We start from the raw sequence: 12800 nt of genomic DNA, 5'->3' as shown, positions 1-12800 counted from the left end.
AGTAATGCATCTCCACAACCAAGCGAATGGCTTCTGCTTTTTCCTCTGACGTGACAACCCGATAACCCATGATGCTTCCTTAGATCGACGCTCCTACATCATGGTCTAAAAAAATTCGACCGCAACACGGCAGCTCCTACAGGGAAATGCATTCCTCTGTAGGAGCTGCCGCAGGCTGCGATCTTCAGGCAGTCGAATGCTCTTCCATCGCCGCCTTGTAAATCGAGTTCTTCGGCTGCGCAAACAACCGCGCCATCATCGGTTCAAAGAAACTCAGCGGCAGGGTGTCATACGCCGGGTCAAACGCTGCCGCATCGTACTTGGCACAAAACTCAATGGTCGTCTGGTATTGCGGGTGGTCGCTGAATTGCTCGCGCAGGTGCCGGTCCATGCCCAGGTGATGGAAGAAGTAGTAGCCCTGGAAAATCCCGTGCTTCTCCACCATCCATAAATTCTCGGCACTGACGAACGGCTTGAGGATCGCCGCAGCGATGTCCGGGTGGTTGTAGGAACCCAGGGTGTCGCCGATGTCGTGGAGCAGCGCGCACACCACATATTCTTCATCGCGGCCATCACGCCAGGCACGGGTGGCGGTTTGCAGCGAGTGGGTCAGGCGATCCACCGGGAAACCACCAAAATCACCCTCCAGTAGCTTCAGGTGCGCCACGATCCGGCTCGGCAATTGACGGGCGTAGGCACTGAAATCCGCGGCGATGATCGCCCAGTCTTCCTGCGTGCCATCTTTCATATGGGTGAAACGGGCATTGGCATTCATCGGCAATCCTCTTGTGATCTAGAACGGCACGCGTCCCAGAATCATGTCCCGATACATGACGAAATCGCCGAGCAGGCTGTAGAAAGGGTGCTGAAAGGTTGCAGGACGATTCTTCTCAAAGAAGAAATGTCCGACCCAGGCGAAGCTGTAACCTGCGACCGGCAACACCCACAACAACATCCAGGCACCACGACCGATGGTCAGCGCCAAAATGAAAATAACCAGCGTGGTCCCGATGAAGTGCAGTCGTCGGCAAGTGCTGTTGCTGTGTTCGCTGAGGTAATACGGGTAAAACTCAGCGAAGCTGTTGAAACGCTTGATGTTTTCCACGACCGCGGTCTCTGTGGTTATTGTTCTGGCTGCAAGTTGTTCTGCGGGTAGCTTATTTGAGTCTAGAGTGATCATTGGCGCCAGCCAGTGACAATAGGCGCCACTTTAGTATCCTTCGGTAAATTCGCCGCGACAGACGGCTCACCAAGACAGTAAACGCCATGAGCGAAAGAACGACTTCTGCAAGCTGGGCAATGGGGATTGTCAAAGCACTGGAAATGGACGGCCTGGATTGCCGGGCTCTGTTCAAACAGCTGGGGCTTGACTTCGCGGCACTGGATGATCCGGATGCCCGCTTCCCGCAAGATTCCATGACACGACTGTGGCAACGTGCGGTTGAGCTGTCCGGCAACCCGGCGATCGGCCTCAACATGGGCAAAGTGGTGCGACCGGCACAGTTTCATGTGACCGGCTACGCCTTGATGTCCAGTCAGACCCTGGCTGAAGGCTTCAAGCGACTGGTGCGCTACCAGCGGATCATTGCCGAAAGCGCTGATCTGAGTTTCCGCCTGCTGGATGAGGGCTACGCGTTGATCCTGACCGTGCACGGCGATCATCTGCCGCCAACCCGGCAAAGCGCTGAAGCCTCGCTGGCCTGCGCCCTGGCGCTGTGCGGCTGGCTGACCGGGCGCACGCTGCAGCCGCGCAAAGTGCTGGTGCAGGGCGATCAACCGGCCAATCTCGAACCTTATAAACAAGCTTTCCATGCGCCGCTGGTGTTCAACGCGCCGTACGATGCATTGATTTTTGAACGCGCGGACATGGAAGCGCCGCTGCCGACCGCCAACGAGGCCATGGCGCTGTTGCATGACCGCTTTGCCGGCGAATACCTGGCGCGGTTCTCCGAGAGTCGTGTCACGCACAAGGCGCGGCAGGTGTTATGCCGATTGCTGCCCCAGGGCGAACCCAAACGCGATGCGGTGGCGCAGACGCTGCACCTGTCGCAACGCACCTTGCAGCGGCGTTTACAGGAGGAGGGCACAAGTTTTCAGACGTTGCTCGACGATACCCGTCGTGAGCTGGCCGAGCAGTATCTGGCGCAACCGACCATGACCCTGCTGGAAATTGCCTACCTGCTGGGGTTCGCCGATCCGAGCAACTTCTTCCGCGCCTTCCGCCGCTGGTTCGACGCCACTCCCGGCGAGTACCGGGCGCGGTTGCTGGAAACGCCTGCGCCGGTCAGTGACGCCAGAACGCCGGAATACACAGCACAAACACCGTAATGATCTCCAGTCGGCCCAAGAGCATGCCGAACGAGAGAATCCACTTGGCCGCGTCCGGCAGGGAAGCGAAGTTACCTGCCGGGCCGATGGTCTCGCCCAGTCCCGGGCCGACGCCGGAAACGGTACTGGCCGCGCCGGTGAGGGCGGTCATCCAGTCCACACCGAGCAGCGACAGCAGCAGCGCGATCACGCAGATGGTGATGGCAAAGAAGAACGAAAAGGTCAGGATCGACCGCACAATCTCTTCGTCGAGTCGGTGACCGTTGTACTTCTGCTTGATCACCGCGCGGGGGTGAATCAACTGGTTAAGGTTGGCCTTGAGCAGGATGTAGGCGACCTGGAAACGGAAAATCTTGATCCCGCCCGCCGTCGAGCCGGAACAGCCGCCAACAAAGCCCAGATAGAAGAACAGCATCAGCGAGAAATTTCCCCACAGGCTGTAGTCCCCCAGTGCGAAACCGGTGGTCGTTACCACTGAAGTCACGTTCAGCGCCACATGTCGCAGCGCTTCCAGCCAATGCAGCTTGGTGGTCCACCAGTACCAGGTGCCCAACACCAGCCAGGTCACCAGCAACATGCCGAGCAAACCTTGAACCTGTTGATCCTTGATCAACGCGCGGCGGTTACCGCGCAGGGTCGCCACGTACAGGGTGAACGGCAGGCTGCCGAGAATCATGATGACGATTGCAACCCAGTGCACCGCCGGTTGCGTCCACTTGGCCAGGGATTGGTCCGAGGTGGAGAAACCGCCGGTGGAAATCGCCGACATCGCATGGTTGATCGCATCGAACGGGCTCATCCCAGCCCACCAGAACGCCAGGCTGCCGAAAATGGTAATGCCGACGTAGGCCGCTACGATCAATCGCGCCACCATGTGCGAACGGGGCATGACTTTTTCGGAACGGTCTGACGACTCGGTCTGAAACAGCCTCATGCCACCGATGCGCAGCAGTGGCAGAATTGCAACCGCCATGCCGATAAAGCCGATGCCGCCGATCCAGTGCAGCAATGAGCGCCACATCAGGATGCCGGGGGACATGTCGTCCAGGTGATTAAGGACTGTCGAACCGGTGGCAGTGATGCCGGACATGCTTTCGAAGAACGAGTCGGTATAGCTGATGTGTTGGGTCAACAAAAACGGCAGTGCGGCAAAGATGCACACCACCAGCCAACTGCTGACGGTCAGCAGGTACATGTCCCGTGGTCGCAGGTGTACGTGCTCGGGGCGTCCGGGAACGACCATCGCCAGGCCGGCGACAAAGGTGATCATGCTGGCCCAGAGAAACGAAGGCAGGTCGCCGGTGCGATCGAAGATCACCAGCGTGGCCATGGGCACGACCATGGCGATAGCCAGGGTTATCAGGAAGATGCCGATGATGAAACCAATGAGACGTAAGGTCGGCAACGCCATGAATTCCGCTCGGCTGAAATAAGGAAGGGCGCCATTCTACCTGCGGGGCAGGGCATGTAAACCGGCACTCTGAAGGTGGATACCGCTAGAATAGCCAAACATTTTTTTCAGGAGGTGGCCGATGCAGGCTCTCGACGTTTTGCTCAACCGTGTTTCCGTCCCGCGACTGATCGAGCCGGCCCCTACCCAGGAACAGCGCGAAGCGCTGTTTGGCGCCGCCATGCGGGCTCCGGATCACGGTCATTTGCAGCCTTGGCGTTTCCTGACTGTCGAAGGCGCGGCGCGTGAGCAAATGGGCGAGTTGCTGGCTGAAGCGGCGAAGCAGCAGGACGGCGAAGTCACTGAAGCGGCGATCGACAAGGCGCGCAACGGTCCACTGCGTGCACCGCTGGTGGTCGTGGTGATTGCGCGTGTGCAGGATCACGTCAAATATCCGAAGTCCGAGCAGTTGCTGGCGGCGGGTTGTGCGGCTCACGGAATTTTGTTGGCGGCCTATGCGCAAGGGATTGGCGCGGTGTGGCGTACGGGTGATCTGGCTTACTCGCCGCATGTGGCCAAGGGGTTGGGCCTGGCGGAAGGGGAGGAGGTGATTGCGTTTCTTTACCTTGGCACGCCGCAGAAAGAACCTCGGGTAGCGGAGAAGGTTGATCTGGCGGAGTTTGTCAGCGCCTGGCCCGGTAAAGCCTGACACCGCAAAACCTGTAGGAGCAAGCTTGCTCGCGATGGCGGCAGAAGCTTCAACACTGAAGTGACTGATAGACCGCTATCGCGAGCAGGCTCGCTCCCACAGGGGTTCAAGGTTGGACGACGGCCCCCGGCACCAACGGCAATTCCAGACTGGCAATAAACCCACCCTCCGGATGATTGGCCAGCACCAGACTCCCGCCGTGGCGCTCCGCCGCTCGGCGTGCAATGGCCAATCCCAAACCATGCCCCGCCGCTGTCTGCCCCGGCGCTCGGAAGAACGGCTCACCGAGCTGATTCAAATGCGCCGAATCGACCCCCGGCCCATGGTCGCGCACGGTCACCACAATCCGCTCCCCGTGACGCAACGCCTGCATTTCAATCGGCAGGCCGCCCACCGGATTGAAGCGTTGGGCGTTACGCAGCAGGTTGTCGACGGCGCGCTCGATCATGGTCGGCCAGCCTTTCAGACTTAGTTGCGTCTCGGCCTCGAGATGGACGAGTTGATCCGGTGAACCCAGTTGCGCATCTTTTTGCAGGGTGTTGAGCAAAGCGTTGAGATCCACGTCTTCAGCGCTGGCGTTGTCGGCATCGACCCGCGCCAGCACCAGGATTTCACTGATCAGCGCTTCGAGCCGGTCGCATTCGCGAGTCAGGCGCGGCCAGAGTTTTTCCCGCTCTTCCGGATTGGCCCGCTCGGCCAACGCCAGCGCAATGCGCAGCCGGGCAAGCGGGGAGCGCAGTTCGTGAGACACGTCCCGCAGCAATTGCCGTTGGCTGCCGATCAGGCTTTGCAGGCGTGCGCCCATGCGGTTGAAGTCGTTGGCTAGCACGCCGAATTCGTCGCGGCGGTTGGCCAGTTTGACCAGGCTGTTTTGTTGGTAAGTGGTTTGCCCAAGGTCATGCACCGCGCCGCGCAATCGGCTGAGCGGGCGGGTGATGGAAAAGGTCACCAGCAGGCTGAACAGGGTCAATACCACAAGGGCGATACCTAGCGCACTCAACGGCCACAGCAAGCTTTCGCGATGCCAGGCGTCGAGTTCCGGGTGTGGAATGCGGTAGATGAACAGGTAGGTGTCACCACTTTTGTCGCTGGTGAACTCATCGGTGAGGCGCCGCCACGGCAGGCGACGATCATCGTTGTTCTGCCGCGCCTCAAACGCCGCCGCGCGCCTTGGGAAGGTGCCGCGCACCACCGGGTCGCCGCTCTCGTTGAGCACCTGGACGTCGATATGATATTGGCGTTTGCGCTGCTCAAGAATGTCCTGGGCTGCATCTTCGCCCTGGGTTTCGTAGGTCTGCGTCCATTGCTCGGCCAGCGTGTTAAGGCCCGGATGGCGACTGAGTATCCACGCGTCCTGGTTGAGCATGTGCCCGAGCAGAATGGAGAGCCCTGCAACCAGAGCGATGGCCAGCCAGAAGCTGGCCAGAATCCGCCAGAACAATGAGCGCACAGAAAATCCTCAAACAAACATAAATCCATGTAGGAGCGAGCCTGCTCGCGATGGACGTCAACGATAACGCGGGGGATCAGGCAACAAGTGTTGTCTATGCGCTTTTCGCGAGCAGGCTCGCTCCTACAGTAGATCAAAAGCAATGAGGCCCAACGGTGTTCAACCGTTGGGCCTGGGGTTAGCGCATTATTGCGCTTTTTGTGCCTGTTGCGCTTTCCAGGCCTTGAACTCGGCCCATTCGGCGCGACGCTCAGCTTGTTTCTTCTGGATCTCGTCGAATTGCTTCTGTTGATCCGGCTTCAGCAAGGCGCGTACGTCGGCTTCAGCTTTTTTGTGGTTGGCAGCCATTTCGTCTTTCATGGCTTTCTGATCGGCTGGCGAGAGTTTTTCCAGGTACTTGTCGACCACTTGCTTACGCTCGTGCATCTGCTCGCCCATGATCTTGCGGATCTGTTCACGCTGTTCGCGGCTCAGGTCCAGTTGGCTGTACGGGCCTTTGCCGTGCATGCCGTGCATCTGACCGCCGTGGCGCGAACCGTCCATCGGGCCACCCATCGGGCCGGTGCCTTCAGGCATGGCCATGGCAACGGTCGGCAGAGCGGCGGCGAACATCAGAGCGATAAGAGTCTTGCGCATGGTGAATCTCCTTGTCTCATTCCCGGTACGTTCCGGATGAGTACAGATTACGCAGATCAAGGTCAGTGGCGGTCAGCGGTACGTAAAGCTTGGGTAAAGATGGTTTTCCGCCGACCTGACAAACATCAACCCCGCAGGAGCTGCCGAAAGCTGCGATCTTTTGATTTTGTTTTTCAAGATCAAGATCAAAAGATCGCAGCCTGCGGCAGCTCCTGCAGGGACCGTGTAGGAGCCGGCTTGCTGGCGATCCAGGCGACGCGGTGTGTCAGAGGCTGTAGTAATAACCGCGGCTACGCAGCGCAACGATGCGCGGACGGCCATCGGGGTGCGGGCCGATCTTCTTGCGCAGGTTGCTGACGTGCATGTCGAGGCTGCGGTCGTACAGGGTCAGCTTGCGGCCGAGGGCGATTTGCGCCAGTTCCTGTTTGTCCAGTGGCTCGCCGGGCTGCTTGAGCAAGGCTTCCAACAGACGGCTTTCGGAAACGGTGAGGGTGAATTCCTGTTCATCGATGCTGACCACGCCACGCACCGGGCTGAAACACAGGTCGCCCAGTTCCACCTGGCTGGACACCGCCGCCGGGTGGCTGCGGCGCAATACGGCGCGCAGGCGGGCGGTCAGTTCCCGAGGGTCGCAGGGTTTGGCCAGGTAATCGTCGGCGCCGAGTTCCAGGCCGAGGATGCGGTCCAGCGGTTCGCCGCGGGCCGACAGCATCAGCACCGGCAAGTCCGGATGATCGCTGCGCAACTGCTTGAGCAATTCCAGGCCGCTGCCATCGGGCAACATCACATCCAGCACCACGGCCGCCGGGGAGGTTTCGGCCAGCGCACGACGGGCGCTCTGGCCATCGTGACAGGCACGGACCTGAAACCCTTCCTGGCTCAGCCAACTGCTCAGGAGCTCGCACAGCTCCTGATCATCATCAATTAGTAACAGCTCGCTCATGACTCACTCAATTTAGCCATTGTCGACGTTTTCGACTTGCCCCACTGGCGAAGATACCGCAGAGCAGGGCCAATAGCGCTACTCCGGCGCCGATGACAAACCACTGCTGCTGATCAGTCAACAAGCGCGGTATCGAACTGCCGGCCTGCACTTCCTTGAGTTGCAGCTTCAGACGCTGGTTCTCCTGGCGCAACCGGACCAGTTGGGCGCTTTCGCGTTCACCATCGGCTGTTTGCAATTGTTTGTTCAGCTCTTCCCGTTGCCGCTCGCTTTCCTTCAAGCGTTGCTGCAACTCGTTAATCTGGGTGCCGGCGCTCAGGGACAGCGGCGTCGAGCTTGCGCCCTCGGCGTGTTCTTCACCGTGGGCGGGGGCCACGATCGACAACGTGACCAACATCAGACACAACGGACCTTTGCGCATCGCGACTCCTGGTTCCAATACGAGTATTGGGGAAGTTGTCGGCCGGCAAACGAGAATAATGAGCGATTGAGCGCGCGATGAACCGACAAGGTTCACCGCGCAGAGAGGAAATTACGGCAGGACTTGCTTGAACGGCTTGACCGAAACGTTGGCGTAGACGCCGGCGGCGATGTACGGATCGGCGTCGGCCCAGGCCTGGGCGGCGCTCAGGGAGTCGAATTCGGCAACGATCAGGCTGCCGGTGAAACCCGCCGCGCCCGGATCATTGCTGTCGACCGCCGGGTGCGGGCCGGCCAATACGATACGACCTTCGCCCTTGAGCACTTGCAGGCGCTCAAGGTGAGCAGGCCGTGCGGCCAGGCGGGCTTCCAGGGAGTTGGCGACGTCTGTGGCAATGATTGCGTAAAGCATGTCAGTCCTCGGTTTTCGGCGTTGTGGTATCGGCGTCGTGCAGATGGCGGGACAGGTAGATGCCCTGGCCGACCAGGAACAGCAAAGTCATGCCCAGGCTGCCGAAGACCTTGAAGTCGACCCAGTAGCTCTGGAAAGTGAACGCGACGAACAGATTGGCGGCGCCGCAAAACAGGAAAAACGCGATCCAGGCGATGTTCAGGCGCGTCCATACAGCATCAGGCAGCGTCAGTGCGTGGCCCATGATGCGTTTGATCAGCAGTTGTTCACCAATGAAATGACTGCCAATGAACGCCAGTGCGAACAGCCAGTTCACCACCGGGGCTTTCCATTTCAGGAAGGTTTCGCTATGGAAGGCCAGAGTCAGGCTGCCGAAGACCAGGCAGGCGATGAGGGTCAGCCACTGGCTCTTCTCCAGCTTGCGCTGTTTGATGAACAGCGTGCCGTAGACCACCAGGGAGCTGATGATCAGCATCGCGGTGGCGCTGTAAATACCGCCTACAGTTACCTCGTGGCCGGCGATGTCGACGACCCGTGGATCGATTTTGAAGACGATGAAAAACAGCAGGAGCGGGATGAAATCGATGAATTGTTTCACAGTGGCAGCCAGAAGCAGGATGTGGCGGCATAATAACAAACATATGGGCGCGCGATAGCGCCAGCTGATTTGAGGTTACAAAGCCCTGTGAATGTTGATTTGCACTGCCATAGCACGGCCTCCGATGGCGCCCTGGCGCCTGCGGTTCTGGTCACGCGTGCGTTCGAGAACGGCGTGCGAGTCCTGGCGTTGACCGATCACGACACCCTTGAAGGCCTCGAAGAGGCGCGCAGCACGGCGAATTCGCTGGGCATGCAACTGGTCAACGGTGTCGAGTTGTCCTGCACCTGGGGTGGCGCGACCATTCACGTGCTGGGCTACGGTTTCGACGTCAACGCCCCACCGTTGGTCGAGGCGATTGCCAAATTGCACGAGGGACGCTGGCTGCGCTCCGAAGAAATCGGCCGCAAACTGGCGCTGAAAGGCATGCCCGGCGCGCTGGAAGGCGCCCGGGAAATCCAGAAGGAACTGGGCGACAGCGGCAACGCGCCGGCCCGTCCGCACTTCGCCGACTGGATGGTGCGCGAAGGTTTCGTCAAGGATCGCGCCGAAGCGTTCCGCAAATGGCTGGGTGCCGGCAAGCTGGGCGACGTCAAGCAACACTGGCCGACCCTGGAAGATACCGTCGAAACCCTGCGCGCGGCCAAGGCCTGGGTCAGTCTGGCCCACCCTTGGCACTATGAATTCACCCGAAGCAAACGTCGGCGCCTGATTGCCGACTATATTCAAGCAGGGGGCCACGCAATCGAGGTGGTCAATGGCTTTCAGCCTGCCGAGCAAGTGGGCAGCCTGGCCATTCTGGCCCGCGAGTTCGGTCTGCTGGTCAGCGCCGGCAGTGATTTTCATGGCCCTGGAGGCTGGTCTGAGATCGGTGAGTACCGCCCGATTCCGGAGGATCTGCCACCCCTGTGGTGTCGATTCAAACATGACCCAATTATTGCCGCCGTCTGAACAGGTAGAGAATGTGAGTCAATTTTTCCAGATTCATCCGGAAAACCCGCAAGCGCGCCTGATCAAACAGGCTGTCGAAATCATCCGCAACGGCGGGGTGGTGATTTATCCCACAGACTCGTCCTACGCCATTGGTTGCCAGATCGGCGACAAGAACGCTGTGGAGCGAGTGCGCCGTTTGCGCGGGCTGGATGACAAGCACAACTTCGCGCTGATTTGCAGCGACCTGTCGCAACTGGGGCTTTTCGCCAAAATCGACACCGGTCTGTTCCGCTTGCTCAAGGCGCACTTGCCGGGGCCGTACACTTTCATTCTCAACGCCACCCGCGAAGTCCCGCGGCTGTTGTTGCACCCGAAAAAACGCACCATCGGCCTGCGGGTGCCGAGCCATCCGATTGCCCTGGCGCTGCTGGAAGAGCTCGGCGAACCGCTGATGAGCGTGACCCTGATTTTGCCCGGCGATACCGATCCGCTGACCGATCCCTATGAAATGCGTCAGCTGCTCGAGCATCAAGTCGACCTGATCATCGACGGCGGTTTCGGCGGGATCAAGGCGTCTACCGTGATCAACCTCGCCGATGGCGAGCCGGAAGTGATTCGCGTCGGTTGCGGCGACCCCACGCCGTTCATGGCCGAGGCCTAGATGTCCGCAGTCGAACCCGTCGACAGTCAGGCCGGAGCCCAGCAAGAGCTGCCCTTCGCCATGGTCTATGGCCAGGCGGTTCTGGAAATGCCGCTGGACTTGTACATCCCGCCGGATGCGCTGGAGGTGTTTCTCGAAGCCTTCGAAGGCCCGCTCGACCTGCTGCTGTACCTGATCCGCAAACAGAACATCAACATCCTCGACATCCCGGTGGCGGAAATCACCCGCCAGTACATGGGCTACGTCGAGTTGATGCAGTCGGTGCGCCTGGAACTGGCCGCCGAGTACCTGGTGATGGCCGCGATGCTGGCCGAGATCAAGTCACGGATGCTGTTGCCGCGCGCCGAAACCGTCGAAGACGAAGAAGACGACCCGCGCGCCGAACTGATCCGCCGCTTGCAAGAGTACGAGCGCTTCAAGGCGGCCGCCGAAGGCATCGACGGCCTGAGCCGCGTCGGTCGCGATGTGGTGGTGCCCAAGCTGGATGCCCCGGAAGCCCGGGCGCGCAAGCTGTTGCCGGACGTGCGTCTGTCCGAGTTGCTGTTGTCCATGGCCGAGGTGCTGCGCCGTGGCGACATGTTCGAAAGCCACCAGGTCAGCCGCGAGGCGCTGTCCACCCGCGAGCGCATGAGTGATGTGCTGGAACGGCTCAAGGGCGGCGGATTCGTGCCGTTTGTCGAGCTGTTCACCGCTGAAGAAGGGCGCCTGGGGGTGGTGGTGACCTTCATGGCCATCCTCGAACTGGTCAAGGAATCTTTGGTCGAGCTGGTGCAGAATGAGCCGTTCGCGGCGATCCACGTGCGAGCCCGAGCCGAATAACGAGTCGAATCATGAACCTGAGTGAACCCCGCGAGCTGGCACCTTTGCTCGAAGCCTTTCTGTTGGCCTCGGGAAAACCGCAATCCCTGGAGCGCCTGTATGAACTCTTCGAAGAGGGCGAACGGCCCGAGCCGCCGGTTTTCAAGAAAGCACTGACGATTCTCGCCAAGTCCTGCGATGGCCGCGCCTTCGAACTCAAGGAGGTTGCCTCGGGCTATCGCCTGCAAATCCGCGAAAAGTTTTCGCCGTGGGTCGGTCGTTTGTGGGAAGAGCGCCCGCAACGTTATTCCCGCGCAATGCTCGAAACCATCGCCCTGATCGCCTATCGCCAGCCGATCACCCGGGGCGAGATCGAGGACGTGCGGGGCGTGGCGGTCAACAGTCAGATCGTCAAAACGCTGATGGAGCGCGAGTGGATCCGCATCGTCGGTTACCGCGACGTGCCGGGCAAGCCGGCGATGTTCGCCACCACCAAGGCGTTTCTCGATCACTTCAACCTGAAAAACCTCGACGATCTGCCGCCACTGGCCGAACTGCGCGAACTGGAGCCCGATCCGGTACTCGATTTCGACGACGCGCCGGTGCCACCAGGCTTGCAAGAACTGGCGGACGCCAGCGCCGAGCCGGAAGAACCCAAGGAAGAGACCAGTTTCCATACGCTGTTGCTGGAACTGGACACCATGGAGGAGGGGCTCAAGACTGACTTCGATGACTTGTTGCGCGATGGTGAGGCGTCCGAGCCTGATGCGGAATTCGCTGACGTTCAGCCGGAGACCGAAGTCGTGCAGATCGAAGCGGAGTCTGAGCCAGAAATCGAACCTGAGCAGGAAGACGACATCCTCGGCGTTGCCGAAGCGCGCGAAAAACTCCTCGCTGCCGTCGCTGCCCTGGAACATCCGAAACCCGAGCTCAGTGACGAAGAAGCCGAAGCGCTGGCCCTGGCCGAAGCCATCGAAGCCGAACGCCGCGAGTTCGAAGACTGACCTAGATCCCGTAGGAGCCGGCTTGCTGGCGATCGCATCACCGCGTTCACTCAGATACACCGCGTTGACCGCATCGCTAGCAAGCCAGCTCCTACAGAAGGCCTACAGCGTCCGCACCACCGATCGGCGGAAAAACCAGGATCGCCGGCAAGCCGAGCGCCGCGAGTTCGAAGACTGACCTGGATCCCGTAGGAGCCGGCTTGCTGGCGATAGCATCACCGCGGTCACTCAGATACACCGCGTTGACCGCATCGCTAGCAAGCCAGCTCCTACAGAAGGCCTACAGCGTCCGCACCACCGATCGGCGGAAATACCAGGTACCGCCGGCAAGCCGAACGTCGCGAACGTGAAGACTGACCTAGTTCCCGTAGGAGCCGGCTTGCTGGCGATCGCATCACCGCGGTCACTCAGATACACCGCTTTGACCGCATCGCTAGCAAGCCAGCTCCTACAGAAGGCCTACAGCGTCTGCACCACCGGTCGGCGGAAAACCAAGTATCGCCGGCAAGCCGAACGCC

Annotated in this window: 15 protein-coding genes; 6 read left to right on the top strand and 9 right to left on the bottom strand. The window is 60.1% G+C overall.

Annotated elements, in window-relative coordinates; genetic code table 11:
• Window positions 1-184: 184 nt before the first annotated feature.
• Together KGB21_RS28910 and KGB21_RS28905 are read right to left on the bottom strand one after the other, a co-directional pair.
• Window positions 185-775, bottom strand: coding sequence for an HD domain-containing protein (locus tag KGB21_RS28910; protein WP_034146217.1), 591 nt, complete (start codon window positions 773-775; stop codon window positions 185-187).
• A gap of 18 nt (window positions 776-793) precedes the next feature.
• Window positions 794-1105, bottom strand: coding sequence for a DUF962 domain-containing protein (locus KGB21_RS28905; protein ID WP_034146218.1), 312 nt, complete (start codon window positions 1103-1105; stop codon window positions 794-796).
• Between the two features lie 161 nt (window positions 1106-1266).
• Between KGB21_RS28905 and KGB21_RS28900 the strand changes: the two genes are divergently transcribed.
• A complete protein-coding gene (locus KGB21_RS28900) occupies window positions 1267-2328 on the top strand; it encodes an AraC family transcriptional regulator (protein ID WP_080757817.1) in 1062 nt (353 codons plus the stop codon).
• On the opposite strand, the gene KGB21_RS28895 is transcribed toward KGB21_RS28900, so the two are convergent.
• Window positions 2285-3739 carry a TrkH family potassium uptake protein gene (locus KGB21_RS28895; protein WP_034146220.1) on the bottom strand — a complete coding sequence of 485 codons (1455 nt, stop codon included), beginning with the start codon at window positions 3737-3739 and terminating at the stop codon, window positions 2285-2287. The two genes, KGB21_RS28900 and KGB21_RS28895, sit on opposite strands and share 44 nt — an antisense overlap.
• Before the next feature lie 121 nt (window positions 3740-3860).
• Here KGB21_RS28895 and KGB21_RS28890 point away from each other — a divergent pair, with 121 nt between their 5' ends.
• The gene (locus KGB21_RS28890; RefSeq protein WP_034146221.1) at window positions 3861-4427 is read left to right on the top strand and encodes an NAD(P)H nitroreductase; all 567 of its coding nucleotides are present in this window, start codon (window positions 3861-3863) and stop codon (window positions 4425-4427) included.
• A gap of 106 nt (window positions 4428-4533) precedes the next feature.
• On the opposite strand, the gene KGB21_RS28885 is transcribed toward KGB21_RS28890, so the two are convergent.
• The 6 genes from KGB21_RS28885 to KGB21_RS28860 form a co-directional block, all read right to left on the bottom strand.
• Entirely contained in the window at window positions 4534-5877 is a 1344-nt protein-coding gene (locus KGB21_RS28885; RefSeq protein WP_034146222.1) for a sensor histidine kinase, read from the bottom strand.
• 186 nt (window positions 5878-6063) lie between these two features.
• On the bottom strand, window positions 6064-6513 hold the full coding sequence (locus KGB21_RS28880; protein ID WP_223507499.1) for an LTXXQ domain protein: 450 nt from the start codon (window positions 6511-6513) through the stop codon (window positions 6064-6066).
• A gap of 265 nt (window positions 6514-6778) precedes the next feature.
• Window positions 6779-7456, bottom strand: coding sequence for a response regulator transcription factor (locus KGB21_RS28875; protein WP_034146224.1), 678 nt, complete (start codon window positions 7454-7456; stop codon window positions 6779-6781).
• 7 nt (window positions 7457-7463) lie between these two features.
• Complete coding sequence (locus tag KGB21_RS28870) at window positions 7464-7877, bottom strand: translation initiation factor 2 (protein WP_034146225.1); 414 nt, start codon at window positions 7875-7877, stop codon at window positions 7464-7466.
• Between the two features lie 111 nt (window positions 7878-7988).
• Window positions 7989-8288, bottom strand: coding sequence for a YciI family protein (locus KGB21_RS28865; protein ID WP_008156126.1), 300 nt, complete (start codon window positions 8286-8288; stop codon window positions 7989-7991).
• Window position 8289: 1 nt separating this feature from the next.
• The gene (locus KGB21_RS28860) at window positions 8290-8886 is read right to left on the bottom strand and encodes a septation protein A (RefSeq protein ID WP_034146226.1); all 597 of its coding nucleotides are present in this window, start codon (window positions 8884-8886) and stop codon (window positions 8290-8292) included.
• 87 nt (window positions 8887-8973) lie between these two features.
• Between KGB21_RS28860 and KGB21_RS28855 the strand changes: the two genes are divergently transcribed.
• The 4 genes from KGB21_RS28855 to scpB all read left to right on the top strand — a co-directional run bounded on the left by KGB21_RS28855 (window position 8974) and on the right by scpB (window position 12282).
• Window positions 8974-9837, top strand: coding sequence for a PHP domain-containing protein (locus KGB21_RS28855; RefSeq protein WP_034146227.1), 864 nt, complete (start codon window positions 8974-8976; stop codon window positions 9835-9837).
• A gap of 13 nt (window positions 9838-9850) precedes the next feature.
• Window positions 9851-10480, top strand: a complete 630-nt coding sequence (locus KGB21_RS28850; RefSeq protein ID WP_034146405.1) for an L-threonylcarbamoyladenylate synthase — start codon at window positions 9851-9853, stop codon at window positions 10478-10480.
• Between the two features lie 120 nt (window positions 10481-10600).
• Window positions 10601-11299 carry a segregation and condensation protein A gene (locus KGB21_RS28845; protein ID WP_172668628.1) on the top strand — a complete coding sequence of 233 codons (699 nt, stop codon included), beginning with the start codon at window positions 10601-10603 and terminating at the stop codon, window positions 11297-11299.
• 11 nt (window positions 11300-11310) lie between these two features.
• Window positions 11311-12282, top strand: coding sequence for an SMC-Scp complex subunit ScpB (scpB, locus tag KGB21_RS28840; protein WP_034146229.1), 972 nt, complete (start codon window positions 11311-11313; stop codon window positions 12280-12282).
• The last annotated feature ends 518 nt before the right edge of the window (window positions 12283-12800 follow it).

Origin of the sequence: Pseudomonas sp. GL-RE-29, from assembly GCF_019947275.1 — a bacterium.
Classification (GTDB): domain Bacteria; phylum Pseudomonadota; class Gammaproteobacteria; order Pseudomonadales; family Pseudomonadaceae; genus Aquipseudomonas; species Aquipseudomonas fluorescens_A.
This window is presented reverse-complemented; position numbering and strand designations above follow the sequence as displayed.